Here is a 26,821-nt window from a genome sequence, read left to right as displayed (position 1 = left end):
AGAGCGCATCGTGCGTTCGGATGGCGTGTGCTGCGCAACGCGTGCCGCGGCGGCTGGCAACGGCAGTGCGCGCGCCGCGGCCGCTGGCTCGGCGCTGTCGGTGACTGCTTTGGGCGCAAAGCCACGCCAGGGGCGGCGGACGACCGGTCCCGCGCCAGGCGGATGGCGCGCTGGCGCGGCAGCGGCGACGGCCTGCCGAGCCTGGCGCCTGCGCGCGGATCGACCAGCCGGCTACTCGAAGCCGCCCAGCTCCGCGCGCACGATGGCCGGCGCCAGCTGACCGCGCCAGTCGCGGTCGTTGGCGACCTGGGCGCGGGCGCGGCTGGCCTCGAACGCGGCGAAGTCCAGCTCGGCGAGCGCCCAGACCTGCTCGCCCCGGGTCTGCGCGACGATGCCGTCGGCCGGAAAGCCGGCGTCCATCGGCGCGTAGATCGCCGCCTCGCCGGTGTTCACGTCCAGCGCCGGGCTCCATTCGGCCAGGCCGGCGGTGACCGACTGGGCGACGAAGATGCGGTTCTCCAGCGCACGCGCCAGGCAGCCGATGCGCACGCGGGTGGCGCCGGCCTCGGTATCGGTGCAGCTGGGCACCACCAGCAGCCGCGCGCCGGCCTCGTACTGGGCGCGCACCGGCAGCGGGAATTCGCTGTCGTAGCAGACCGCCACGCCGGCGCGCACGCCGTCGCCCGCCGCGAACACCTTCAGCGCGTCGCCGCCGTCGATCAGGCCGGTGGCCTTCTCGAAGCCGGTCAGCTGCAGCTTGTCCTGCCAGCCGTGGCTGCCGTCGGGCGCGAACCAGTAGGCGCGGTTGCGGTAACGGCCCTCGCCGCTGGCCAGCAGGAAGCTGCCCGCGACCAGGTGCAGGCGATGCCGCTGCGCCAGCTGCGCGAACAGCGCCAGGTACTGCGGATGCAGTGCCTGGATCGCCGCCAGCGAGGCCGGCAGGTCCTCGGACACGGCGCTGGCGAAGGTCGCGGCCAGTTCCAGCGACAGGTATTCCGGCAGCACCGCCAGCTGCGCGCCGGCCTGCGCGGCCTGGCCGATCAAGGCCGCCTGCTTGTCGGCGAAGGCGGCGAAATCGACCGGCGCGCCGATCGGGTACTTGGCGACGGCGATCTTCATGCGGCGGGCTCCAGCGGGCGGGTCCAGAAACTCAGGGTATGCGGGATCTCGCCGCGCTCCAGCTCGTCCCACGCCAGCTGCATGCGCAGCGACGGCTGCCGCACGTAGCCGCGCTTGTGCCAGAACGCGTCGTTGCCGCGGTAGCCCGGCGGGCGGCGCGGATCGTCGGGATCGCGGTCCACCGCGCAGAACGCGGTCAGCGCGAAGCGGCCGAGCGCGCGCGCATGCGCCTCGCGATGATCGAAGAAGGCATGGCCGACGCCGCGGCCGCGATACGCTGGCAACAGCACCGATTCGCCGAAATAGAACACCTCCGATACCGCGATGTCGCTGCCGGCGAAGGCCGCGCCGAACGCCTCGGCATCGTCGCCGAGCGGCAGCCCGGTGGAGGCGCCGATCACGCGGTCGCCGTCGCGCGCCAGCACGAACACGCTGTCGGGCGAGGCGGCGTAGGCGGACAGATACTCGCGCTCGTAGTCCAGGTCGCCTGCGTACAGGTACGGCCAGTCGCGGAACACGGCGATGCGCAGCCGCGCGACATCGTCCAGGAACGGGGCGATCTGCGCGCCGCGCAGGCGCTGGATGGGAAGCGGAGAGTCCATCCGTGAACTCTACCGCAGGCGTTTCCGTGGCGCTGCCGGCTTGGCGATGCCCTGGTCGATTCACTCCTGTCGCCATCCCTGGCGCTGGGCGTCCCTGCCCGGTCCTGCGTCCTGCCGCGGCCTCCATGGCCGCGATGGCGTCGCGCGATCGCGATTGCCCGTGCCATCCATGGCGCCTTCCCTGGCGCCGGGCCTCCTGCCCGCCGCTGCGTCCTGCGGCGGCGTCCTTGGCCGCGATTGCCGCGCACGATCGCGCCGTCCTGCTCGATCCATCGATGCCGCCGTCCCTGGCGTCGTGCTTCCTGTCCGTTGCTGCGTCCCGTCGCGGCGTCCGCGGCCGCTACGCCGTCGCGATCGCGCTTGCCTGTGCCTCCGCTCGCCAGCCCGACCACGACCGACGATCGCGATGCCGGGAACGAGGGCGGCACGCGAAGCCGCGCTTGGCCCGCATCGGTGATCGCTTCACCGCCACCAGCGGCACAGCAGCGCCGCCTGCGCCGGCAGCACCAGCAGCCGCGCGCGTCCCTGCGCTTCCCAGGTCACGAAGCCGGGGCCATGGCTGGCCTGCGCGGCCTGCCCGGCGGCCTGCGCCCAGGCCGAATCGCGGCGCAGCGCGCGCCAGGCGCAGTAGCGCCAGGGTTCGGCCTCGCCGGGCAAGGCGGCGCGGGCCTGCTGCGCCGCCGCCAGGAACGCCAGGCCCTGCGCGACCAGCGCATCGCGGCTGCGCTCGCTCAGCCGCAACCACAGGGCGCCGCCGCGGTCGGCGGCGGTGACCAGCGCCGCCTGCGCGCTGCGCGCCAGGCTCGCGCCGGCGTTGCCGCGGTGCAGGCCGCGCGTGTCCAGCGCGTCCGGCAGCAGGGCCTGGACGCGACGATGCAGATGGGTATGTGCCGACATGGCGGAGTCCTGGTCGCGTGCCGGCTCAGCGCAACGCCGCGCCGAGTTCGTACCAGTCGATCTTGCGGGTGATCCACATGATCGCGGCGAGGATGCCGAACAGCAGCAGCGAGCCCATCAGCAAGGCGTTGTCTTCCGACGCCAGCAATCCGTACAGCGCGCCGTACAGCACGGTGAGCATGCTGGCGAAGCCGGCCGCGCGGCCGCGGCTGCGCAACACCCCGGACATGTAGAAGAACTGCAGGCCGATGCAGGCCACCGCCGAGACCAGGTAGGCCTGCCAGAACGGGATGTGCTCGGACAGGCTGAGCAGCAGCAGGAAGAAGATCGCCAGCGCCAGGCCGACCAGCAGGTATTGCAGCGGATGGATCGGCAGGCGCTTGATCAGTTCGAACAGGGCGAAGGCGACGAAGGTCAGCACCACGAACAGGATGCCGTACTTGCTGGCGCGATCGGCCTGGGTGTAGACGTCGACCGGATCGACCAGGTCCACGCGCAGCGCATCGATGTCGCCGCCGGAGAACAGCTGCGCCTGCGCGCCGGTGGCCAGCGACGACAGCGCCCAGCTGGCCTGGAAGCCCTGCTCGGTGATGCGGCGCTCGTTGGGCAGGAAGCGGCCGCCGAACAGCGGATGCGGCCACGGCGAGGTCAGCGCGATCTGGTTGTCGTCGCCGACCGGTACGATCGACAGGCCCTGGGTACCGTCGAGCACGAATTCCATTTCCACGCTGTGCAAGTCGGTGAGCGTGCCTTGACGCGTATCCGCCAGCGCCGGCAGCAGCGCATGCACGCCCTTGGACTGGCCGGCGAGCGCCAGCGAACCCGGCTGCAGCGCCAGCGCCTTGCCGTCGGTGCGCAGGTTGGGCGTGCCGACCAGGCCGCGCACGTCCTGGAGGCCGACCACCAGATACGGCTGGCCATAGCTGCGGCCTTCGACCGCCTCATAGTCGAGATCGTCGAACTGCGCCTTGAGCCGCGCATGCCAGCTGTACACCTGCACCTTGAACAGGCCGATGCTGCGCTGCGACGGCTTCAGCTCGCCGCTGATCGCCAGATGCCTCGGCGTCTGCAGGTCGTAGCCGCTTTCGGTTTCGCGCTTGACGCTGCGCTTGCCGTCGGCATCGACCACCGCGACATCGCGCACCTGCGTCCACGGCACCACGCGCAGCGGACCGAGCAGGCGCTGTTCGCCGGCCTTGCTTTGCGACACGCGTTCCACCGCCTGGTCGCGGTAGCGCTGGCGGTCTTGCACGGTGCCGCGGATCATCAACAACGGGATCAGCAGCAACAGGATCAATCCGCCGATGGTGGCGAATCGCAGAACGAGCTTGAGGGATTTCATCGGCGGTCCTCGGTGATGGAGGACGCCAGGGTGCCGCGCCTGCGTGTGCGGGGTTTGAGGCGAATTTGAAGCGAGTGTGAAGTGGGTGGCGTGCGTGCTTGAGGCGGGCCGCAAACGCCATCGCGCAAGGCGTTCGCTTGCGAGCGATGTCGGGACCAGCATCGGCGGCGAACAGCGTCGGGGCTGAAGCCCCTCCTACAGTGCACGCAGGAAGCTGGCCGCAAGCCCCCTTGTAGGAGCGGCTTCAGCCGCGACCAGGAAGCCGGGCATCCCAATGCTGCCGGCTGTCTGTCGGGGCTGAAGCCCCTCCTACAATGCACCCAGAAAGCTGGCCGCAAGCCCCCTGTAGGAGCGGCTTCAGCCGCAACCAGGAAGCCAGGTATCCCAATGCTGCCGGCTGTCTGTCGGGGCTGAAGCCCCTCCTACAGTGCACCCAGGAGGCTGGCCGCATGCCCCTGTAGGAGCAGCTTCAGCCGCGACGAGCGAAGTCAGGCATCCCAATGCTGCCGGCTGTCTGTCGGGGCTGAAGCCCCTCCTACAATGCCCCCAGGAAGCTGGCCGCAAGCTCCCTGTAGGAGCGGCTTCAGCCGCGACGAGCGAAGCCTTGCGCCGCAGCGGTCACGCACACCGTCCGAACCGATGGCTTGGGACCACGCCGGAGCCGATCCTGCGCTGGATCCAGGCCCCGCTCAGGCGGCCGGCAGCGACAGCCGCGCCACCGCGCCGCCAGCCGCGCGGTTGCGCAGGCTGGCTTCGCCGCCATGCAGCCGCGCCACTTCGCGCACGAATGGCAGGCCCAGGCCGGAACTGCGCTGCCCGGTGGCCGGCCGCGCCAGCGAATAGAAGCGTTCGAACACCCGCTCCAGCGCGTAGTCGGGAACCCCGGGGCCGGCATCCTCCACCAGCAGCGCGATGCGCGCGTCCGCGTCGCGCTCGGCACGCAGCACCACGACCCCGCCGTCCGGCGAGAACGCGATCGCGTTGTCGAGCAGGTTGTGCAGGGCCTGGCGCAGCAGATAGGGATCCCCGACCAGCGCCAGCTGCTCCTCCGGCGCCTGCACCTGCAGTTGCACGCCACTGGCACGCAGCTGCGGCGCCAGGGCCTCCTGCAGCTGCGCGAACAGCGGCGCCAGCGCGATGCGCTCGCGCCGCTGCAGCCAGCCGTGCTGTTCCACCTCGGCCAGCGCCAGCAGCTTGTCGATGGTTTCGGTGAGGCGCTGCTGCTGCTCGGCGATGTTGCGCACGAAGCGTTGCCGCTCCGCGTCCGGCAGCGGTTCCTGCAGCAGTTCGGCGGCGCCGCGGATCGCCGCCAGCGGACTCTTCATCTCGTGGGTCAGCGATTGCACATACTGCTCGACATAGGCCTTGCCCTCGAGCTTGCGCCGCATCGTCTCCAGCGCGCGGCCCAGATCGCCGATCTCGTCGCGGCGCGGCGGCGGCGGCGGTACCGGCTCGCCGGCGCTGACCGCCTGCGCGTAGCGGTTGAGGCGGCCGATGCCGCGCAACAGGCCCCAGGTCATCAGCAGCCCGATCAGCGCGGAGATGCCGATCAGCCAGGCGCCGCGCAACAGGATGCTGCGCTGGCTGGCGACGATGAACGGCTCGATGCTGCGGTTGGGCTGCGACAGGGTCAGCACGCCGATCAGGCGCCGGGCGTCGTCCGGGTCGTAGATCGGCGCGGCCACGTGCATCACCGTGTGGTTGGGATCGCCGTCGCCCTCGGCGCTGGAGCGCGCGCCGTATTCGCCGCGCAGGGTGCGATAGACGTCGTTCCAGCGCGAGTTGTCGCGGCCCAGGTCCTGGCCGCGCGAATCGAACACCACCACGCCGGCCGCATCGGTGATGGTGACCCGGTAGTCGACGCTGCGCTTGGGGAAGCGCCACACCATCGCGCGCGGATTGCGCCGCTGCGCCGCGCCGAGGTCGCGGGCGAACGCGCCGCTGTCGATGCGCCCGGCCTTCAGGTCGGTGGCGGCCATCTGCGCCAGCACGTTGGCCGCGTCCACCAGGGTCGATTCCATCGCCTGGCGCACGCCCGGCTTGACCTCGTTGACGAACACCCGCATCACGAAGAACGCGGCCACGCCGACGATCAGGAAGAAGCCCAGGAACAGCCTCAGCCCCAGCCGCATCTCACTGCTCCAGCGCGTAACCGATGCCGCGATGGGTGCGGATCGGGTCGTGCGCGGCGCCGGCCGCGCGCAGCTTGGCGCGCAGCGTCTTGATGTGGGTATCCACGGTGCGGTCGGCGCTGTCGGCGCTGCTGTCCCAGCCGCGGTCCATCAGTTGCGCGCGGCTGAGGATGGCCCCGGGGCGCTGCAGCAACGCGGCCAGCAGCGCGTATTCGTAGCGGGTCAGGTCCAGTGCGGCGTCGCCGTAGTGGATGCGGCGGCCGTCGCGGTCGATCGCGAACGCGCCGTGCCGTTGCCAGCCCGGCTCCGCTTCCGCGCTCGCCGCAGGCGCCGGCCGCCGCAGCCGCGCACGCACCCGCGCGACCAGTTCGCGTGGCGAGAAGGGTTTGGCCATGTAGTCGTCGGCGCCCAGTTCCAAGCCGAGCACGCGGTCGATCTCGTCGTTGCGCGCGGTCAGGAAGATCACCGGCACCTGGCTGAAGCTGCGCAGTTCGCGGCACACCTCGAAGCCGCCCAGGTCCGGCAGGCCGACGTCGAGCACCACCACGTCGATGCCGCCGGCGCGCGCCTGCGCCAAGGCCTCGCGCCCGAGCAGGCAGTGCCGCACCTGGTAGCCCTCGCTGCGCAAGGCGTACAGCACGGTATCGGCGATGGCGGATTCGTCCTCGACGACGAGGACACACGGGGCGGCGGACGCGGACATGGCGCGCAGCATAGCCGCAGCGGGGCGCGGCGTGCAGCGGCCGCCGCGCGAAAACGCGGCGTCGCGTGCGCTCCGGGTCAGGCGCATGCCGCCGGCGCCCGCGCGCGCGCAGCCATGGCCGGCCTCAGCGCGCCGCAGCGGCCGACGCCGCGACGCGGCGCTGCGCCGCTTCAGCGCAGGAAGCGCAACTCGTCCACTTCGACTTCGGCGGAACGGAAGTCCTTGTCGAATTCGCCCAGCAGCTCGACCTGGGCCTTGTCGTCGAACGCACGCCCGGCCGGCAACCGGTGCGCATCGATCTCCACCTTCACGCTGCCGGTCGCATCGCGGAAGGTGTAGCGGTCGCCGCCATCGTGGGACACGATGTTCCCGCGCAGCACCACCTGCTGCTCGTCCTTGCCCTGCTCCAGCAACTGCTTGACCGTGGTCACCGGCACGCTGCTGGGGCCGGTGTATTGCGCCGCGGCCTGGCCGCTGGCGAGAACGGCGATGGCGGCGGCAAACGTGGAAAGAAGGGTCTTGCGCATGGAGTGCTCCTCGGGTTCGATGTCATGGCCGATCGCCATGGATGCCATTGGAGCGCGCGAACCTGAAGTGGATCTGATGCCTCGGGCCGCGATTCAGGCACGCCGCCTGGATCGAAGCGGCGGCGATCGGCATGCTCGTGGCGCAGCGTCGACGGCACGCATGGCCTCTGGCGTTCCTGGAACACGTCCGCCCGCGGCGGCGTGTGTCGCGCCCGGACTTGGCATGGCGCAAAACGCGACGCGCCGCCTGGGCCGGCGGGTTCGCGTTGCGCATCGCACACGCTGCCGTTCGCGATCGCCCGCCTAACGAGACCACGCCCGCGACGCGCGCGATCAGCGCTGCGTCTTGCGACACGCCGCGTTCTAGCCGGCCGCCGGCGACGCGCGCTGCGGCAGCTCGATGCGCACCGCCAGGCCCATGCCCTCGCCGCCGGAGTCCAGGCGCAGTTGCCCGCCGTGCAGGGCGACGATGCGCTCCACCAGCGACAGGCCCAGCCCGCTGCCCTGCCCGGCATTGCCGAGCACGCGGAAGAACCGCTGGGTGAGCCGGGGAAGATCGCCCGGCGCCACGCCGGGGCCGTCGTCGCGCACGACGATGCGCACTGCCGATGGCGCTCCCGTGGCGCCGCGCACCGCGGTGGCGTCGATGCGGACCTGGCCTTCCGCCCTGCCGTAGCGCACCGCGTTGTCGAGCAGGTTGCGCAGCGCGCTGCGCAGCAATTCGCCATGCGCCCAGACCGTGTCCACGCCGATGTCCACATGCAGGCCGATGCGCTTGGCCGACGCCGCGGGCGCGATGTCGGCCAGTACCGCATCGACCAGCGCCGGCAACGCCACGGCCGTGCAGGCCAGGCTGCCGGGTTGCTGCGGATCCAGCCGCGCCAGCATCAGCAGGTTGTCCACCAACGCGGTGGCGCGGTCCACGTCGGCGCGCAGCGTCGCCAGGTCCTGGCGCTGCGCCGGGTCCAGGGTCGCCGCGTGGCTGCGCTGCATCAGCTGGATCTTCATGCGCAGGCCGGCCAGCGGCGTGCGCAGTTCGTGCGCCGCATCGGCGGTGAAGCGACGCTCGGACTGCAGCGCCTCGCCCAGCCTCGCCAGCACGCCGTTGAGCGCCTGCACGATCGGGCGCAGCTCGTCGGCCTGGCCGGCCGCGGACACCGCGTTCAACGCCTGCGGCGATTGCCGGCCGATGTCCTCGGCCAGGCGCTCCAGCGGGCGCAGCTGGCGGCGGATCACCCACCAGTTGAGCGCGGCCAGCAACACCAGCAGCGCCAGCGCCGGCCACACCAGGTTCTCGGCCATGTCCTCGAGCAGTTCGGTGCGCTCCTCCAGCGGCTGCGCGACCTCCACATACAGATCCTGCGCGCGGGCGTGCAGCACGTGCACGCGCCACAGCCGCTGCGCGTGGCGCACGCTGATGGTGATGTCGTCGTCGTGCACCTGGCCCGGCGGCACGAACGGCTGCCGCGGCACGTCCGCCGAGCGGCGCAGCACCGTGCCGTGGCGATCGACGATCTGGTAGTACAGGCGCACGCCGCCGTCGGTGTCCGCCGCCGCGTCGCCGTCCTCCGCTGGCGCGGCGCCGTGCAACAGGCCGGGGCCGAAGGTCGCGACCAGGCGCGCGCTTTCTTCCAGGGCATCGTCGAACACGTCGCTGGTTTCGGTCCAGGCCACGCCGACGATGACCGCCAGGCTGACCAGCCAGCAGGCGATGCTCGAGCCCAGCGTGGTGGCGATCAGCCGCCGGCGCAACGAATAGCGCGCATCCGCCGGCTGCGGCGCGGCCGCCGCGGCGCGCCGCCAGCGCGGCCACCTCATCGCGGCGCTCCGAGGCAGTAGCCCTGGCGCCGGATGGTGGTGATCAACGCGCTGCCCAGCTTCTTGCGCAGGTGCGAGATGTGCACCTCGATCGCGTTGCTCTCCACTTCCTCGCCCCAGCCGTACAGCGCGTCCTCAAGCTGGTCGCGGCCGACGATATGGCCCTTGCGCGCCAGCAGCGCATGCAGCACCGCGTACTCGCGCGCGGTCAGCGCCACCGGCTCGCCGTTGCGGGTGACGCGCTTGGCCACCGGGTCCAGCGTCACCTCGCCGTGCGACAGCAACACCGCCGGATCGCCGCCGCCCCGGCGCAACGCGGCGCGGATGCGCGCCGACAGCTCTTCCAGGTCGAACGGCTTGACCAGATAGTCGTCGGCGCCCAGGTCCAGGCCCTGCACCCGGTCTTCCAGCGCATCGCGCGCGGTGATCATCAGCACCGGCGTGGTCACCCGCGCCGCGCGCAGAGTGCGCAGCAGGGCGTCGCCGTCGAGCCCGGGCAGGCCGCGGTCGAGCAGCACGCACTGGTAGGGCTGCGCCTGCAGCGCGGTGCGCGCCTCGTCGCCGCGGGTCAGCCAGTCCACGGTGTAGCCGTCCAGCTTCAGCCACGCGCGCAGGGTGTCGCCGAGCGAGAGATCGTCTTCTACCAGGAGGATGCGCATCGGGGAAAAATAGCGGGCCGGGCTTAAGGGAATCTGATGGCCGCGACCATACGCGATGCGCGGCGGTGCTGCCGCGAGGACCCGCGCAGGCGAGCCGCGGCGCGTTCCTGGCGGACCGACACCCGCCATGCCAGCTCGACCGCCGCAGCGCCCGGCGCGTGCCGGCATGGCTCCGCGCCGATGCGCCCCGTACACTGCGCCGATGAACTATCGCCACGCCTACCATGCCGGCAACCATGCCGACGCACTCAAGCACACCGTGCTGCTTGCGCTGATCGATGCGCTCAAGCGCAAGGACAGCCCGTTCTTCGTGCTCGACACCCATGCCGGGCGCGGCCGCTACCTGTTCGCCGGCAGCGAGGCGCGCAAGACCGGCGAGGCCGCGGCCGGGGTGCTGAAGCTGATGGGCCAACCCACCTTGCCCGAAGTGCTGGAGCGCTACCTGCGCGCGGTGCAGGCCGACAACCCGGTGGGCGCGCTGCTCGCCTACCCCGGCTCGCCGCTGCTGGTCGCCCAGGCCATGCGCGAACAGGACCGGCTCGCCGCCTGCGAACTGCAGCCGGAGGAAGCGGCCGAACTGAAGGCGCTGTTCGCCAGCGACCGCCGCGTGCAGGTGCATGCCGGCGACGGCTATGCGGCGATCAAGGCGTTCGTGCCGCCCAAGGCCGGCGCGGCCAAGATCGGCCGCGGCCTGGTGCTGATCGATCCGCCCTACGAATCGCAGGACGCCGAGTACCCGCTGATCGCCGCGGCGCTGCGCGAGACCCTGACCCGCTGGCCGCAGGCGATGTGCGCGGTGTGGTATCCGATCAAGCAGCGCCGCAGCCTGCAGCCGTTCTTCCGCAAGGCCGCGGCGATGCCGGCCAAGTCGGTGCTGCTGGCCGAACTGCAGGTGCGCCCCGACGATTCGCCGCTGCGGCTCAACGGCAGCGGCATGCTGCTGCTCAATCCGCCATGGCAGTTCGAGCAGGCCTTGGCGAGCGCGTTGCCGGCGCTGAAGACGCACCTGGGCGAAGCGGGCGCATCGACGCGCCTGGAGTGGCTCAAGCGCGAGGAGTAAGGCGGCGCGTGGGGCTCACGCCACCTGGCAAACGCGCACCGCGCTGGGTCAATAGCAATCCCAGTTGTAGGCGACCCTGCTGAAATCGCCGCGCTGCAGGTCGGCCGGATCGATGAAGAAGTTGGCGATGCCGCTGTCGCCCCACATCATGTCGTCGTCGCTGTCCAGCTGCAGCAGCAGCACCTGCCGATCCTGCGGCTTGCGCGGATCCTCCTGGGTGAACTCCGGGTAGCCGCCGAGCTTGTGCCCGCTGCGATTCAATGCGTCGTACAGCGCCTCGTCCACGTCGTCCTGCGGCAGCGCATGGCGGCCGGCGTAGGCGGCGGTAACCTCGTCCAATGGCCGGCCAAGCGCCTGTTCGAAGTGCACGTCGCTGCTGCCGATGGTTTCTTCGCCGACAGCGAAATGCATCGCCCGCGGATGCGCCGGATCGAACGGCAGCGTGTCGGCGGCCGGCAACGGCACCTCGACCTGCCGCGCCGAGGCCTCGGGCCGCGGCCAGTACACGACGCGGAAATTGCGTTGCACGCTCAAGGCGGCCAGGTCGGTGGCGCCGTCGAGGTTGGCGCCATAGAAATCGTCGCTGCCGATGAAGAACTGCAGCATGCCGTGCGTGGGATAGCCCTGCAGCGGCGGCATCTTGGCCAGGTCGACCTGCGCCAGCAGCGCCAGCGGCTGGCCATGGGCGTCTTGCGGGTATGCCTTGTCCGCGGTCCAGTACGGGCGGCCGCCGACCTTGCTGGCCAGGCGATCGTCCTGCGCCATCGGCTGCAAGCGCAACTGCGCCACCGGCCTGCGCGTGGCCTCCAGGCGTTGCCGGTAGGGCGCCAGTACCGCGTCGGCCTTCACCTCCGCCTTCGCGGCGGGCGCTGCGTGGGGCGATGGCGCGACCGGCGGCAGCGACACCTGCGCATTGCGCTCTAGCCACCAGCCGCCGCCCAGCACCAGCCCGCCCAGCACCGCGACCAGCGCCAGGGTGATCACGGTGGACAGCAGCACAGCGTTCGAGGTCTTCATTCCGTTGTCGCCCGCGATGGACCGGGCGCCACTGTAGCAATGCCGCTCAGTTGCCGGAAGCGACGGCGGCGGCGCCCGCCTCCGGCTCGAAGAAGCTCCAGCGCACCGCCGGGAACTGCTGCTTCAGGCCACGCTCGATGCGGGTGATATCGGCGAGCAACGCCGCCGCGTCGTGCTTCTGACGCAGCGTCGCCTGCACTGACACCATCACGTCCTCGCCGAGCTGCACCGCGATCAGGTGGATCACCCGCTCGATCTCCGGCTGCCCCTGGAAGAACGCATGCAACTGCCGCTGCAGCGCCGGGTCCACGCTCTGCCCGATCAGCATCGCCTTGATCTCGATCGCCACCAGCACCGCGACCACGATCAGCAGCGCGCCGATGGCGATGGTGCCCAGCGCGTCCCACAGCGGGTTGCCGGTCAGCACCGTCAGCAGCACCGCGGCCAGTGCCAGCGCCAGGCCGAGCAACGCCGCCAGGTCCTCGCCGAAGATCACGATCAGCTCGGCCTGGCGGCTTTCGCGGAACCAGGTCCACAGCGAACGCCCGCCGCGGACCTTTGCGATCTCCTGCAGGCAGGTGCGCAGCGACACGCCCTCGGCGACCAGCGCGAACCCCAGCACGCCCACCGCCCAGCCCCAGCTGCTCAGCGGCTCGGGCTGCAGCAGCTTGTGCACGCCTTCGTACACCGAGAACATGCCGCCGATGCAGAACAGCATCACCGCTACCAGGAACGACCAGAAGTAGATCGCGCGGCCGTAGCCCAGCGGATACTCGGCGCTGGCCGGGCGCTTGGCCTGGCGCATGCCCAGCAGCAGAAGCAGTTGGTTGCCGCAGTCGGCCAGCGAGTGCACGGTCTCGGCGAGCATCGCGCCCGAGCCGGTGGCCAGCGCGGCCGCGCCCTTGGCCAGGGCGATGGCCAGGTTGGCGCCCAGCGCGAAGAAAATGGCGCGTCGCGAATCGCCGCTGCCGGACATGGCCTCTCCTGATCGAAAACCGTCGCCTAGCGTAGGCAAACGCGGTGAGCGCAGCGTTCACGGCAGCGGCCCCAGGTAATGCGAGAATCGAGGCTTCGTCGAGGATCATCCGGCCATGGCTACCCGCAACCGCATGCCTCCGTGGCATGAAAACTTCACCTTGCCCAGCGGCCGCGAGCTGCTGATCCGGCCGATCCGGCCGGAAGACAGTGCGCCGCTGCAAGGCGCCTTCAGCCTGCTAGGGCCGACCGAGATCCGCGAGCGGTTCCTGCATTCGGTGCAGGAACTGACCGAGGACATGGCGCAGCGCCTGACCCATCCCAATCCAAAGACCGAACTGACCCTGGTCGCGGCCGAACCGTTGCCGCCGGGCGAAGCGGTGGTCGGCGCGGTGGCGCGCGCGGCGATCACGCCCGGCACCCGCGAGGCCGAATACGCGATCCTGGTCAGCAGCTTCGTCGCCGGCCAGGGCCTGGGCCGGCAGCTGATGCGCAAGCTGGTGAAGTGGGCGCGGCGCAAGTACCTGGACCGGTTGTACGGCGACGTGCTCGAAAGCAATCTGCCGATGCTGCAGCTGGCCGAATCGCTGGGCTTCCAGCCGATGCCGCATCCGGACACCCCGGGGCTGGTGCGCGTGGTGCTGGAACTGGGCAACTGAGCGAAGCCGGCCGCGCGCGGACTGCGGCGCGGCGCAAGCCCGAGCGGCGCACCGCGAACCGCCGCAGGTGCGCAATGCCCGGCGGCTTGCGCAGCGCAGCGGGGACATCAACAGCCTGCCCCGCCGGCCTTCCCCGCCAGGCCATGCGACGCGTCACACCGCGCGCAGGCTTGCAGCCACTCCCCAATCCCAACTCCCCAATCCCGGCTTGCTAGACTAAGCGGTCAATGGCGCCTCTTTCCTTCCCCGTTCCGCCGCTGCCCAAATCCGGCCAGCTCCGCGCCTTCTGGCGCGCCCCTGCGTCCCCGACCGCACTGGCCTGGCACATCGCCTGCGCCGCCGCGGCGCATCGCGGGCCGCTGCTGGTCGTCGCGCGCGACAACCAGAGCGCGCACCAGATCGAGGCCGACCTGCACACGCTGCTGGCCGGCGACGACAGCCTGCCGGTGGTGCCGTTCCCGGATTGGGAAACCCTGCCCTACGACCAGTTCAGCCCGCACCCGGACATCGTCAGCCAGCGTCTGTCGGCGCTGCACCGGCTGCCGACGCTGCAACAAGGCATCGTGGTGGTGCCGGTGCAGACGCTGATGCAGCGGGTGGCGCCGTTGCGCTACATCGTCGGCGGCAGTTTCGACCTGCACGTGGGCCAGCGCCTGGACCTGGAGGCGGAAAAGCGCCGCCTGGAAAGCGCCGGCTACCGCAACGTGCCGCAGGTGATGGACCCGGGCGATTTCGCCGTGCGCGGCGGCCTGCTCGACGTGTACCCGATGGGCTCGGACACGCCGTTGCGGATCGAACTGCTGGACGAGGACATCGACTCGATCCGCGCCTTCGACCCGGAATCGCAGCGCTCGCTGGACCACGTGCAGGCGGTGAAGATGCTGCCCGGCCGCGAAGTGCCGATGGACGATGCCAGCGTGGAGCGGGTGCTGGCCACGCTGCGCGAACGCTTCGACGTGGACACCCGGCGCAGCGCGCTGTACCAGGACCTGAAGGCGCGGCTGGCGCCGTCGGGCATCGAATACTACCTGCCGCTGTTCTTCCAGGAAGCGCGCGGCGCCGGCGCCGCGGCGCGCGATGCCACCGCCACCCTGTTCGACTATCTGGGCGAGTCGGTGCTGCCGCTGCTCGCGCCGGGCGTGGGCGCCGCCGCCGATGCGTTCTGGGCGCAGACCCAAAACCGCTACGAGCAGCGCCGCCACGACGTGGAGCGCCCGCTGCTGGCGCCCGAGGAGCTGTACCAGGCGCCGGACACGCTGCGCGAAAAGCTCAACGGCCTGCCGCGCATCGAGGTGTGGGCCGCCGACCATGCGCGCATCGACGAGGCGCAGGCGCTGGGCGACCAGCCGCTGCCGCCGCTGCCGGTGGCGGCCAAGGACGCCGCCCCGGCCGAGGCGCTGAAGAGCTTCCTCGGCAGCTACCCGGGCCGGGTACTGATCGCGGCCGATTCGCCGGGCCGCCGCGAAGCGCTGCTGGAAGTGCTGGCCGCGGCGGGGCTGAAGCCCGAGGTGATCCCCAATTTCGCGGCATTCCTCCCTTCTCCCACCGGGAGAAGGTGGCGCGAAGCGCCGGATGAGGGGACGGCGCGCGCGCCATCCCCATCGAAAAAGGCTGCTGCTTCGTCCGCGTCCTCCACAGCCGCGCGGAAGCAGACCGCGAGCGGCCGTACCCTCCCCCCAACCCCTCTCTCCCACGGGGACTCCCTTCGGTCGCCGGGGGGAGAGGGGCTCGGCGGCTTCGGTGGACTCGATGTTGCGCCGGCAGCATTCGCCATCGCCGTGGCGCCACTGGACGACGGCTTCGCCCTCGACGAGCCGCACATCGCGGTGCTCACCGAGCGCCAGCTGTTCCCCGAACGCGCCGGCCAGCCGCGGCGCACGCGTCGCGCCGGGCGCGAGCCGGAAGCGATCATCCGCGACCTCGGCGAACTGACCGAAGGCGCGCCGATCGTGCACGAGGATCACGGCGTCGGCCGCTACCGCGGGCTGATCGTGCTCGATGCCGGCGGCATGCCCGGCGAGTTCCTGGAGATCGAATACGCCAAGGGCGACCGCCTGTATGTGCCGGTCGCGCAGCTGCACCTGATCAGCCGCTACTCCGGCGCCTCGGCCGAAACCGCGCCGCTGCATTCGCTGGGCGGCGAGCAATGGACCAAGGCCAAGCGCCGCGCCGCAGAGAAAGTGTGCGACGTGGCCGCCGAACTGCTGGAGATCCAGGCGCGGCGCCGCGCCCGCGCCGGCCTGGCCTTGCAGGTGGACCGGGCGATGTACGAACCGTTCGCCGCCGGCTTCCCGTTCGAGGAAACCACCGACCAGCTGGCCGCGATCGAGGCCACCCTGCGCGACCTGGGCAGCAGCCAGCCGATGGACCGCGTGGTCTGCGGCGACGTCGGCTTCGGCAAGACCGAGGTCGCGGTGCGCGCCGCGTTCGCCGCGGCCAGCGCCGGCAAGCAGGTGGCGGTGCTGGTGCCGACCACGCTGCTGGCCGAACAGCACTACCGCAACTTCCGCGACCGCTTCGCCGACTGGCCGCTGCGCGTGGAAGTGCTGTCGCGCTTCAAGAGCGCCAAGGAGATCAAGGCCGAGCTGGAGAAGGTCGCCGACGGCGGCATCGACGTGATCATCGGCACCCACCGCCTGCTGCAGCCGGACGTGAAGTTCAAGGACCTGGGCCTGGTCGTGGTCGACGAAGAACAGCGCTTCGGCGTGCGTCAGAAGGAAGCGCTGAAGGCGCTGCGCGCCAACGTGCATCTGCTCACCCTCACCGCCACGCCGATCCCGCGCACGCTGAACATGGCCATGGCCGGGCTGCGCGACCTGTCGATCATCGCCACCCCACCGCCGAACCGGCTGGCGGTACAGACCTTCGTCACCGCCTGGGACAACGCGCTGCTGCGCGAGGCGTTCCAGCGCGAGCTGGCGCGCGGCGGCCAGCTGTACTTCCTGCACAACGACGTGGAAAGCATCGGCCGCATGCAGCGCGAGCTCAGCGAGCTGGTGCCCGAAGCGCGCATCGGCATCGCCCACGGACAGATGCCCGAACGCGAGCTGGAACGGGTGATGCTGGATTTCCAGAAGCAGCGCTTCAACGTGCTGCTGTCGACCACGATCATCGAATCGGGCATCGACATCCCCAACGCCAACACCATCGTCATCAACCGCGCCGACCGCTTCGGCCTGGCCCAGCTTCACCAGCTGCGCGGCCGCGTCGGCCGCTCGCACCACCGCGCCTACGCCTACCTGCTGGTGCCGGACCGGCGCAGCATCACCGGCGATGCACAGAAGCGGCTGGACGCGATCGCCTCGATGGACGAACTCGGCGCCGGCTTCACCCTGGCCACCCACGACCTGGAAATCCGCGGCGCCGGCGAACTGCTCGGCGAGGACCAGAGCGGACAGATGGCCGAGGTCGGTTTCAGCCTGTACACCGAGCTGCTGGAACGCGCGGTGCGCAGCATCCGCCAGGGCAAGCTGCCGGACCTGGACGCCGGCGAGGAAGCGCGCGGCGCCGAGGTGGAACTGCACGTGCCGGCGCTGATCCCGGACGACTACCTGCCCGACGTGCACACCCGCCTGACCCTGTACAAGCGCATCTCCAGCGCGCGCGACAGCGACCAGCTGCGCGAACTGCAGGTGGAGATGATCGACCGCTTCGGCCTGCTGCCGGATGCGGTGAAGCACCTGTTCGCGATCGCCGAGCTCAAGCTGCAGGCCAACACGCTGGGCATCCGCAAGCTGGAACTGGGCGAGAACGGCGGCCGCATCGTGTTCGAGGCCAAGCCCGACGTCGATCCGATGACCATCATCCAGATGATCCAGAAGCAGCCCAAGCTGTACGCGATGGACGGCCCGGACAAGCTGAAGGTGAAGCTGCCGCTGCCGGAAGCGGCGGACCGCTTCAACGCCGCGCGCGGCCTGCTGGCGGCGCTGTCGCCGCGCTGACCGCCAGGCCCTGAGCTGCGCGCAGGGCGCCTGCGCCAAGGGCGGCATGCCCTCCAGCCGGTCGCGCGCCGAGGCTGCGCACAATGCGAACGTTCCCAAAACGGCCGGTTTTTCCCGGCCGTTTCCTGTTGTGGTAGCGCTACCGCAACGTTGGCACGGCGCATGCATCCGTTGCGTGTCAGCGGATGGCGCTCGCCCACAACTGGAATGGGTTACCGCTCACCAGCCTGAACCGCTCATCCGTGTCAAGGATTTGCGAGACAAATGCGTCTTTCGGCCTAAATATTCCGAAAAGGCGCCGATATCTGCTTACAGCAAGCCCGACCGGCTTGTTCGCACCCGCGCCGCGGCCGGGATTTCGCGACGTTCCCCTGCTCGAATCGGAGACATGCCATGCGCTCGAAACTCCCGGACTCCCCGCCCCCGCCGCTGCAACTGAGCCTGGACGGCGACATGACCATCCGCCGCGCCGGCGAACTGAAGCCGCTGCTGTTGCCGGCGCTGGAACACCCCGGCGGCCTGCAGTTGCAGTTGCAGGCGGTCACCGAAATCGACGCCACCGGCATCCAGCTGCTGCTCGCCACCCAGGCCGCGTTGCGCGCGCTGGGCCGGCCGTTCCAGCTCGACGGCTGCAGCGCGCCGGTCAACGACGCGCTCGACCTGCTCGGCCTGCGCGACACGCTCGCGCCCGGCGCCAGCGACACCTTCCACTGATCGGCGCCAGCTCATGAATTTCGCTCAACTGCTGCAGACCTTCATCGCCGAGAGCCGCGACCTGCTCGAGGACATGGAACGCAACCTGCTGGAAGCCGAACGCGGCGAAGCCGGCCCGGACGCGGTCAACGCCATCTTCCGCGCCGCGCACACCATCAAGGGCTCCGGCGGACTGTTCGACCTGGCGCAACTGGTGGGCTTCACCCACGTCGTGGAGAGCGTGCTGGACCTGGTGCGCGAGAACGCGGTGGCGCTGGATTCGGAGCTGATCCAGTTGATGCTGGCCTGCTGCGACCACATCCGCGCACTGGTGGAAGCGGCGGCCGGTGCCGAGGCCGACGAAGCGGTGCTCGCCGCCGAGGGCGAGCCGCTGCTGGCGCGGCTGCAGACCTATCTGCAGCCGGCCGCCGCGCCGGCCGCCGCCGCCGCAGCAGCAGCCGTGGCCACCACCGCGGCGCAGACCGGCTACTGGCGGATCTCGCTGCAGCTGTTCAGCGATGCGCTGCGCTTCGGCAACTCGCCGCTGCACCTGATCCGCTGCCTGCGCAGCCTGGGCACGCTGGAGGCGGTCCGCACCCGCCACGAACGCGTGCCGGCGCTGCCGGAACTGGATCCGGAAGCCTGCTACCTGGGCTTCGACATCCTGCTGCGCTCCGACGCGCAGCAATCGGCGATCGAGGACATCTTCGAATTCGTCCGCGACGACTGCGACCTGCAGGTGCTGGCGGTGGATCCGCACGGCGATGCCGCCAATCTGGAGCTGCCGCTGCTGGTCGCCGAGGCCGGCGGCCACGGCCACGCCGACGACTTCGCCAACTTCGGCAGCCCGGAGCCGGCGGCGGTGCCGGCCGCACCCGCACCCGCGGCTGCTCCCGCGCCGGCGCCGCCGGCCAAGGCCGCCGCGGCACCCGCGGCACCCGCCGCCGCACGCAGCGAGGGCGGCTCGATCCGCGTCGATGCCGACAAGCTCGACCGCATGATCGACCTGGTCGGCGAACTGATCATCGCCGTCGCCAGCACCGGCGCCAACGCGCAGCGCACCGGCGACGCGCAACTGCTCGAATCCACCTCGATCCTGGCCGGGCTGGTCGAGGAAGTGCGCGAGAGCGCGCTGCAGCTGCGCATGGTCAAGATCGGCGGCACCTTCAGCCGCTTCCACCGCGTGGTCCACGACGTGGCGCGCGAACTGGGCAAGGACATCGTGCTGGTGGTCAACGGCGAGGACACCGAGCTGGACAAGTCGGTGGTGGAGAAGATCGCCGATCCGTTGACCCACCTGGTGCGCAACGCGATGGACCACGGCATCGAGCCGGCCGAACTGCGCCAGGCGCGCGGCAAGCCGGTGCGCGGCACGGTACGGCTCAACGCGTTCCACGATTCGGGCAGCGTGGTGATCCAGATCAGCGACGACGGCGGCGGCCTGAACCGCGACAGGATCCTGGCCAAGGCGCTGGAGCGCGGGTTGATCGAGCCCGGCCGCAGCCTGTCCGACCGCGAGGTGTTCGCGCTGATCTTCGAGCCGGGCTTCTCCACCGCCGAGAAGGTCACCAACCTGTCCGGCCGCGGCGTCGGCATGGACGTGGTCAAGCGCAACATCGCCGCGCTGCGCGGCAGCGTCGACATCAGCAGCCAGCAGGACGTGGGCACCACCATCTCGGTGCGCCTGCCGCTGACCCTGGCGATCATCAACGGCTTCCAGGTCGGCGTCGGCAAGTCGGTGTTCGTGGTGCCGCTGGACGTGGTCGAGGAATGCGTGGAATTCGCACCGAACTACCAGAGCGACTACATCGACCTGCGCGGCGGGGTGCTGCCGTACGTGCGCCTGCGTTCGCTGTTCGGCATTGCCGGCGCGCCACCGGCGCGCGAGAGCATCGTGGTGATCCGCCAGGGCGCGCAGCGCTTCGGCCTGGTCGTGGACACGCTGCTGGGCGAATGGCAGACCGTGATCAAGCCGCTGGCCAAGGTGTTCGCCGGGGTCAAGGGCATCAGCGGGTCGAGCATCCTCGGCAGCGGCGGTGTCGCGCTGATCCTGGACGTGCCCTCGCTGCTGTCGCAAGTCGAACCTTCCACCGATTCGCTGGCGGCCTGACGCCGCCCCGCGGGTGCGCTTGCGCACCCACGCCACTCATAGACGCTAGCCAGGAACCGCTGCCATGTCTCATCGCTCACGGATCGCGACCACCTTGTTGACCACGACGGCCATCGCCGTCGCCCTGCCCGCCGCTGCCGCCGCCACGGCGCTGCTGCTGCCGCTCGCGCAGGGCACCGCGCTGGCCCTGGTCGCGGCCGCGACGCTGGCCTGCGCCGGCGCGCTGGGCTGGGCCGCGCTCGCCGCGGCGCGCACGCTGAATGTGGCCACCGCCGGGCTGGACGCGCTGGTGCGCGGCGACCTGGAGCGCATCGTGCCGGCGGCCGGCGCCACCGAAAACGAAGTGACGCAACTGCTGCGCACCGCGCAGACCGACCTGCGCCAGTTCCACACCGACGTCGTCCACATGGCCAGCGCGCATGCCGCCGGCGAGTGCGAGGTGGCGCTGGACCTGGCGCGCTGGCCCGGGACCCACCGCGACCTGGCCGACAACATCAACAAGATGGTCGCCGGGCACATCGGCGTGAACAAGCAGGCGATCGACTGCGTGGCCGAATTCGGCCGCGGCAACTTCGCCGCGCCGCTGGCCGCGTTCCCGGGCAAGAAGGCCTTCATCAACGACACCATCGAGCAGGTGCGCCGCAACTTGACCGGCCTGAACGCGGAAATGCGGCGCATGTCCGACCAGCACGAGGCCGGCGAGATCGACGCGATCATCGACAGCGCGCAGTTCCAGGGCGATTTCCGCGGCATGGCCGACGGCATCAACCGCATGGTCGGCGGGCACATCGCGGTCAAGAAGCTGGCGATGGGCGTGGTCGCCGAGTTCGGCCGCGGCAACTTCGACGCGCCGCTGGCGCAGCTGCCCGGCAAGAAGGCCTTCATCAACGACACCATCGAGCGCGTGCGCGGCAACTTCAAGCAGCTGATCGCCGAGATCAACCGCATGTCCGCCGAGCACGACAGGGGCGACATCGAGGTGATCATCGACACGGCCAAGCTCGAAGGCGATTTCCGCGCCATGGGCGACGGCATCAACCAGATGGTGGCCGCGCACATCGCGGTCAAGAAACTGGCGATGGGCGTGGTCGCCGAGTTCGGCCGCGGTAACTTCGACGCGCCGCTGGCGCAGCTGCCCGGCAAGAAGGCCTTCATCAACGACACCGTCGAGCACGTACGCGGCAATTTCAAGCACCTGATCGCCGAGATCAACCGCATGTCCGCCGAGCACGACAAGGGCGACATCGACGTGGTCATCGACACCGCCAAGTTCGAAGGCGACTTCGGCGCGATGGGCAACGGCATCAACCAGATGGTGGCCGCGCACATCGCGGTCAAGAAGCTGGCGATGGGCGTGGTCGCCGAGTTCGGTCGCGGCAATTTCGACGCGCCGCTGGCGCAGCTGCCCGGCAAGAAGGCCTTCATCAACGACACCATCGAGCAGGCGCGCGGCAACCTGCGCAGCGTCGGCGACGTGATCAAGGTGATGGGCGCGGTCGCCGACGGCGACCTCAGCTGCAAGGTGCAGGGCCGCTACGAGGGCGCGTTCGCCGACATGCAGCGCTACGTCAACGCCACCATCGACAAGCTCACCGGCATCGTCAACGAGGTCAACGGCAACGCCGCGACCCTGGCCAGCGCCTCCGAGCAGTTGTCGGCCACCGCGCAGTCGCTGAGCCAGGCGGCCAGCGAACAGGCGGCCGGCGTGGAGGAGACCAGCGCGTCGCTGGAGCAGATGACCGCCTCGATCTCGCAGAATTCGGACAACGCCAAGGTCACCGACGGCATGGCCGCCAAGGCCTCGCGCGAAGCCGCCGAGAGCGGCGAGGCGGTGCGCGCCACAGTTGCGGCGATGAAGGAGATCGCCCGGAAGATCAGCATCATCGACGACATCGCCTACCAGACCAATCTGCTCGCGCTCAACGCCGCGATCGAGGCCGCGCGCGCCGGCGAGCACGGCAAGGGCTTCGCCGTGGTCGCCGCGGAGGTGCGCAAGCTGGCCGAACGCAGCCAGGTCGCCGCGCACGAGATCGGCGACGTGGCCGGATCCAGCGTGGACCTGGCGGAAAGCGCCGGGCGCCTGCTCGACGGAATGGTGCCGTCGATCCGCCGCACCTCCGACCTGGTGCAGGAGATCAGCGCCGCCTCCGAGGAACAGACCTCCGGGGTGGGCCAGATCAACTGCGCGGTGGTCCAGCTCAACCAGACCACGCAGCAATCCGCCGCCAACGCTGAAGAATTGGCCGCCACGGCCGAAGAAGTAAGCAGCCAGGCCGAACAACTGCAGATGCTCATGAACTTCTTCAAGACCAATCCCAGCGCCGCCGCGTCCGCCCCGACCCCGTTGCCGCGGCGCGCGCCGGCACCGGCAGCGCGGGCGCCGCGCCTGCGCGCCTTCGCCGGCAGCGTCCCGGCGGCGGCGCGACTGGACGAAACCGCCTTCGAAACCTTCTGACCCCGCAACAGCCCACCGGTACCGGCCGCAAGGCCGGGTGCGCCACCCCAACATCCATAGGTACACCGTCATGTCCAACGCCATCTCACTCTCCACCAAGCTATGGACTGGCTCCTGCATCGCCGTGCTGCTGCCGTTGGCAGCCAGCGCGGCCGGCTTCGCGCTGGCGCTGCCGCCGGGCCAGATCCTGGCGCTGGCCGTCGCCGCGGCGGTCCTGGGCGGCGCGGCGCTCGCCTACGCCGCGCATGCGATCTCCCGCTCGCTGCGGATCGCCACCACCACCCTGACCCGCTTCGCCCGCGGCAATTTCGAGGTGGTGATGCCGACGGTGCGCAACGACCAGGCCTGCGAGATCCTGCTGGCGCTGCGCGAAGTGCAGTCCGGCGTGCGCCAGATCGGCGACGAGATCGGGCGCATGACGCGCGAGCACGATGCCGGCGACATCGACGTGGTCATCGACGGCCAGCGCTTCGAAGGCGACTTCCGCGCCATCGCCGAAGGCATCAACCGCATGGTCGGCGACCACATCGCGACCAAGAAGAAGGCCATGGCCTGCATCGCCGAATTCGGCCGCGGCAACTTCCAGGCGCCGCTGGAGAGCTTCCCCGGCAAGAAGGCGTTCATCAACGACACCATCGAACAGGTGCGCCGCAACCTGCTGGGGCTGATCGCGCAGATGAACCACATGTCCGCCGAACACGACGCCGGCGACATCGACGTGACCATCGACAGCCAGCGCTTCGAAGGCGATTTCCGCAGCATGGCCGACGGCATCAACCGCATGGTCGTGGGCCACATCGCGGTCAAGAAGCTGGCGATGGGCGTGGTCGCCGAATTCGGCCGCGGCAACTTCGATGCGCCGCTGGCGCAGCTGCCCGGCAAGAAAGCGTTCATCAACGACACCATCGAACAGGTGCGCGGGAACCTGCGCGCGCTGATCCGCGACACCAATCTGCTGGTCGACGCCGCCGGCGCCGGGCGCCTGGACGTGCGCGCCGAGGCCGGCCAGCACCACGGCGATTTCCGCCGCATCGTCGACGGCATCAACCAGACCCTGGACGCGGTGATCGGCCCGCTGAACGAAGCGCGCCTGGTGCTCAAGGCGATCGAGGATGGCGACCTGACCCGCACCGCCAACGTGCCGTGCCAGGGCCAGCTGAAGGAACTGTGCGACAGCATCAACGGCACCGTCGCGCGCCTGGCGCAGGTGGTCGGCGAGGTCAACATCAACGCCGAAGCGCTGGCCAGCGCCTCGGAGGAAGTCAGCGCCACCGCGCAGTCGCTGAGCCAGGCGGCCAGCGAGCAGGCCGCGGGCGTGGAGGAAACCAGCGCGTCGCTGGAGCAGATGACCGCCTCGATCGCGCAGAACACCGAGAACGCCAAGATCACCGACGGCATGGCCGCCAAGGCCGCGCGCGAAGCCATCGAGGGCGGCGAAGCGGTGCGCTCCACGGTCGCGGCGATGAAGCAGATCGCGCAGAAGATCGGCATCATCGACGACATCGCCTACCAGACCAACCTGCTGGCGCTGAACGCGGCGATCGAGGCCGCGCGCGCCGGCGAGCACGGCAAGGGCTTCGCCGTCGTGGCCGCGGAAGTGCGCAAGCTGGCCGAGCGCAGCCAGATCGCCGCGCAGGAGATCGGCGACGTCGCCACCTCCAGCGTCGAGCTGGCCGAGAACGCCGGCAAGCTGCTCGACCAGATGGTGCCGTCGATCAAGCGCACCTCCGACCTGGTGCAGGAGATCACCGCCGCGTCCGAGGAACAGACCTCCGGCGTCGGCCAGATCAACGCGGCGGTCGGCCAGCTCAACCAGACCACCCAGCAGGCCGCCTCCAATTCCGAGGAGTTGGCCGCCACCGCCGAGGAGATGAGCAGCCAGGCCGAGCAGCTGCAGCAGCTGATGAGCTTCTTCCGCACCAACCAGGTGACGGCGCCGCGGCGGCCGGTCGCGGTACCGCGCGCCAGCAAGAAAACGGCGCCTGCGCGGACACGCACCTTCAGCTACGGCGAGGGCGGGCTGGCGCTGGTGACGTCGCCGGACGAAGTGCACTTCGACAGTTTCTGATCCGACGCCACGTCCAGTCCCGCAGTTGCCGACAATCGCCGTCCGCTGCCCGGACAACGCCACGCTCTCCAGTCAATCAACAGAGATCACACCCGTGTTCGCAAATATGAAGATCGGTACAAGAATCGGACTCGGCTTCGCCGCAGTGCTGCTGCTAATGCTCGGCATGGGCCTGTTCGCCACCGACAAGCTGGCCCAGGTCAACCAGTCCTCGACCGACATGGCCGAGAACTGGATGCCCAGCATCCGCTACATCCAGCAGATGAACACCAACACCTCCGACCTGCGCGTGGCCGAGCTGCAGCATGTGATCAGCGAGAGCCCGCAGGAAATGGCCAAGCTCGAGCAGGTGATGGACGAGGTACTGGGGCAGTACGCGAGCAATCGCGACCACTACGTCAAGCTGATTTCATCGCCGGAAGAAAAGGCCGACTACGAAGATTTCTCGCGCAAGTTCGATCAGTACCTGGTGCTGCACAAGCGCGTGCTGGAGCTGTCGCGAGGACTCAAGACCAGCGAGGCGATGGCCCTGCTCAATGGCGAACAGCAGAAACTGTTCGACGACTCCTCCAACCTGCTGGACAAACTGGTCGACATCAACGTCAAGGGCGGCGAAGCCGCCAGCGCGCAGGGCGATTCGCTGTACGCCAGCGCGCGCAGCTGGATCATCGCGGTGATCGCGGTGTGCGTGCTGCTCGGCGCGGGCATCTCGGTGTTCATCGTGCGCGGGCTGATGCGCCTGCTCGGCGGCGAGCCGGCCTACGTGGCCGAGATCGCCAACAAGGTGGCGCAGGGCGACCTGGCGCTGGACGTCAAGGTCCGCGCCAACGACAACGGCAGCGCGCTGTATGCGATGCGCAGCATGGTCGAGCGGCTGAAGCTGGTCATCGACGGCCAGCGCCGCGTGGTCCAGGCCGCCAACCGCGGCGATTTCTCCGAGCGCATCGCTCTCGACGGTCTGGCCGGCTTCCAGCGCGAGATGGGCCAGGGCCTGAACGATCTGGTGCAGACCACCGGCGACAGCATCCAGGACGTGGTGCGGGTGATGGGCGCGATGGCCGACGGCGACCTGACCAGGAGCATCGACAAGAATTACGATGGCGCCTATGCGGAGATGAAGAACTACGTCAACGACACCATCGCGCGCCTGTCGCAGGTGGTCGGCGAGGTCAACGGCAATGCCGAGGCGCTGGCCAGCGCCTCGGAGGAAGTCAGCGCCACCGCGCAGTCGCTGAGCCAGGCGGCCAGCGAACAGGCCGCGGGCGTGGAAGAGACCAGCGCCGCGATCGAGCAGATGACCGCCTCGATCGGGCAGAACACCGAGAACGCCAAGGTCACCGACGGCATGGCCAGCAAGGCTTCCAGCCAGGCCATGGACGGCGGCGAGTCGGTCCGCGCCACGGTGCAGGCGATGAAGCAGATCGCGCAGAAGATCGGCATCATCGACGACATCGCCTACCAGACCAACCTGCTCGCGCTCAACGCCGCGATCGAAGCGGCGCGCGCCGGCGAACACGGCAAGGGCTTCGCGGTGGTCGCCGCGGAAGTGCGCAAGCTGGCCGAGCGCGCCCAAATCGCCGCGCAGGAGATCGGCGACGTCGCCAGCTCCAGCGTCGAACTGGCCGAGAACGCCGGCAAGCTGCTCGACCAGATGGTGCCGTCGATCAAGCGCACCTCCGACCTGGTGCAGGAAATCACCGCCGCCTCCGAAGAACAGGCCTCGGGCGTCAACCAGATCAACACCGCGATCGGCCAGCTCAACCAGACCACCCAGCAGGCGGCGTCCAATTCCGAAGAACTGGCCGCCACCGCCGAGGAAATGAGCGGCCAGGCCGAGCAACTGCAGCAGCTGATGAGTTTCTTCAAGCTCGCCGGCGTGGCGCAGGCACGCCGCGCCGCGGCCGCGCCCGCGACCGCGCGCAAGCCGCAGCAGCCGCCCGCGCGTGCCGCGGCCCGCAAGCCGTTCGTGCGTTTCGCCGACAGCCAGCTCGCGCTGGCCGGCGATACGCCGGACGAAGCCCAATTCGATACTTTCTGAGGACCG

At 70.2% G+C, this 26,821-nt stretch carries 18 protein-coding genes and 2 pseudogenes; 9 read left to right on the top strand and 11 right to left on the bottom strand.

Annotated features, from left to right (window positions below; translation table 11 throughout):
* Positions 1-231 precede the first annotated feature (231 nt).
* The 9 genes from AB8810_RS08240 to AB8810_RS08200 form a co-directional block, all read right to left on the bottom strand.
* Positions 232-1,119: a carbon-nitrogen hydrolase family protein gene (locus tag AB8810_RS08240; protein WP_179566040.1), complete on the bottom strand. Its 888-nt coding sequence runs from the start codon at positions 1,117-1,119 to the stop codon at positions 232-234.
* Entirely contained in the window at positions 1,116-1,721 is a 606-nt protein-coding gene (locus tag AB8810_RS08235) for a GNAT family N-acetyltransferase (protein ID WP_369916198.1), read from the bottom strand. Before AB8810_RS08235 ends, AB8810_RS08240 begins: the two co-directional genes overlap by 4 nt.
* 462 nt (positions 1,722-2,183) lie before the next feature.
* Entirely contained in the window at positions 2,184-2,618 is a 435-nt protein-coding gene (locus AB8810_RS08230) for a hypothetical protein (RefSeq protein WP_179566044.1), read from the bottom strand.
* Between the two features lie 25 nt (positions 2,619-2,643).
* Positions 2,644-3,960, bottom strand: a complete 1,317-nt coding sequence (gene creD / locus AB8810_RS08225) for a cell envelope integrity protein CreD (RefSeq protein WP_369916195.1) — start codon at positions 3,958-3,960, stop codon at positions 2,644-2,646.
* Positions 3,961-4,649: 689 nt separating this feature from the next.
* Positions 4,650-6,092 (bottom strand): two-component system sensor histidine kinase CreC, encoded by a 1,443-nt coding sequence (gene creC / locus AB8810_RS08220; RefSeq protein WP_369916192.1) that lies wholly within the window; start codon positions 6,090-6,092, stop codon positions 4,650-4,652.
* Position 6,093: 1 nt separating this feature from the next.
* Positions 6,094-6,807 (bottom strand): two-component system response regulator CreB, encoded by a 714-nt coding sequence (gene creB / locus AB8810_RS08215; protein WP_369916190.1) that lies wholly within the window; start codon positions 6,805-6,807, stop codon positions 6,094-6,096.
* Between the two features lie 158 nt (positions 6,808-6,965).
* Positions 6,966-7,322, bottom strand: coding sequence for a YgiW/YdeI family stress tolerance OB fold protein (locus AB8810_RS08210; protein ID WP_369916188.1), 357 nt, complete (start codon positions 7,320-7,322; stop codon positions 6,966-6,968).
* Positions 7,323-7,685: 363 nt separating this feature from the next.
* Positions 7,686-9,140, bottom strand: a complete 1,455-nt coding sequence (locus AB8810_RS08205; protein ID WP_369916186.1) for an ATP-binding protein — start codon at positions 9,138-9,140, stop codon at positions 7,686-7,688.
* Complete coding sequence (locus tag AB8810_RS08200; protein ID WP_179566055.1) at positions 9,137-9,799, bottom strand: response regulator transcription factor; 663 nt, start codon at positions 9,797-9,799, stop codon at positions 9,137-9,139. The genes AB8810_RS08205 and AB8810_RS08200 overlap by 4 nt, the downstream gene beginning before the upstream one ends.
* A gap of 202 nt (positions 9,800-10,001) precedes the next feature.
* Here AB8810_RS08200 and AB8810_RS08195 point away from each other — a divergent pair, with 202 nt between their 5' ends.
* Positions 10,002-10,859, top strand: a complete 858-nt coding sequence (locus AB8810_RS08195; RefSeq protein ID WP_179566057.1) for a 23S rRNA (adenine(2030)-N(6))-methyltransferase RlmJ — start codon at positions 10,002-10,004, stop codon at positions 10,857-10,859.
* A gap of 48 nt (positions 10,860-10,907) precedes the next feature.
* Here AB8810_RS08195 and AB8810_RS08190 read toward each other — a convergent pair whose 3' ends face one another.
* Positions 10,908-11,876 (bottom strand): YwqG family protein, encoded by a 969-nt coding sequence (locus AB8810_RS08190; protein ID WP_369916183.1) that lies wholly within the window; start codon positions 11,874-11,876, stop codon positions 10,908-10,910.
* Between the two features lie 46 nt (positions 11,877-11,922).
* Positions 11,923-12,852, bottom strand: a complete 930-nt coding sequence (locus AB8810_RS08185) for a cation diffusion facilitator family transporter (protein ID WP_179566061.1) — start codon at positions 12,850-12,852, stop codon at positions 11,923-11,925.
* 115 nt (positions 12,853-12,967) lie between these two features.
* Here AB8810_RS08185 and AB8810_RS08180 point away from each other — a divergent pair, with 115 nt between their 5' ends.
* The 8 genes and pseudogenes from AB8810_RS08180 to AB8810_RS08145 all read left to right on the top strand — a co-directional run bounded on the left by AB8810_RS08180 (position 12,968) and on the right by AB8810_RS08145 (position 26,815).
* Positions 12,968-13,510 carry a GNAT family N-acetyltransferase gene (locus AB8810_RS08180; RefSeq protein ID WP_145707860.1) on the top strand — a complete coding sequence of 181 codons (543 nt, stop codon included), beginning with the start codon at positions 12,968-12,970 and terminating at the stop codon, positions 13,508-13,510.
* Between the two features lie 227 nt (positions 13,511-13,737).
* Positions 13,738-15,099: pseudogene (locus AB8810_RS08175) on the top strand (transcription-repair coupling factor); the annotation flags it as partial.
* A 177-nt stretch (positions 15,100-15,276) separates the two neighbouring features.
* Positions 15,277-17,451 (top strand): annotated as a pseudogene (mfd, locus tag AB8810_RS08170) (transcription-repair coupling factor); the annotation flags it as partial.
* Positions 17,452-17,844: 393 nt separating this feature from the next.
* Positions 17,845-18,165 carry a lipid asymmetry maintenance protein MlaB gene (locus AB8810_RS08165; RefSeq protein ID WP_179566064.1) on the top strand — a complete coding sequence of 107 codons (321 nt, stop codon included), beginning with the start codon at positions 17,845-17,847 and terminating at the stop codon, positions 18,163-18,165.
* A 13-nt stretch (positions 18,166-18,178) separates the two neighbouring features.
* Positions 18,179-20,254: a chemotaxis protein CheA gene (locus AB8810_RS08160; protein ID WP_369916180.1), complete on the top strand. Its 2,076-nt coding sequence runs from the start codon at positions 18,179-18,181 to the stop codon at positions 20,252-20,254.
* 502 nt (positions 20,255-20,756) lie between these two features.
* The gene (locus tag AB8810_RS08155; protein WP_369916643.1) at positions 20,757-22,709 is read left to right on the top strand and encodes a methyl-accepting chemotaxis protein; all 1,953 of its coding nucleotides are present in this window, start codon (positions 20,757-20,759) and stop codon (positions 22,707-22,709) included.
* 70 nt (positions 22,710-22,779) lie between these two features.
* Positions 22,780-24,777: a methyl-accepting chemotaxis protein gene (locus tag AB8810_RS08150; protein WP_369916178.1), complete on the top strand. Its 1,998-nt coding sequence runs from the start codon at positions 22,780-22,782 to the stop codon at positions 24,775-24,777.
* Positions 24,778-24,871: 94 nt separating this feature from the next.
* Positions 24,872-26,815: a methyl-accepting chemotaxis protein gene (locus AB8810_RS08145; RefSeq protein ID WP_369916176.1), complete on the top strand. Its 1,944-nt coding sequence runs from the start codon at positions 24,872-24,874 to the stop codon at positions 26,813-26,815.
* The last annotated feature ends 6 nt before the right edge of the window (positions 26,816-26,821 follow it).

Origin of the sequence: Xanthomonas sp. NCPPB 3005, assembly GCF_041228095.2 — a bacterium.
GTDB lineage: Bacteria > Pseudomonadota > Gammaproteobacteria > Xanthomonadales > Xanthomonadaceae > Xanthomonas_A > Xanthomonas_A bonasiae.
The sequence above is the reverse complement of the archived record's forward strand: the minus strand, read 5'-3'. Positions and strand labels throughout refer to the sequence as shown.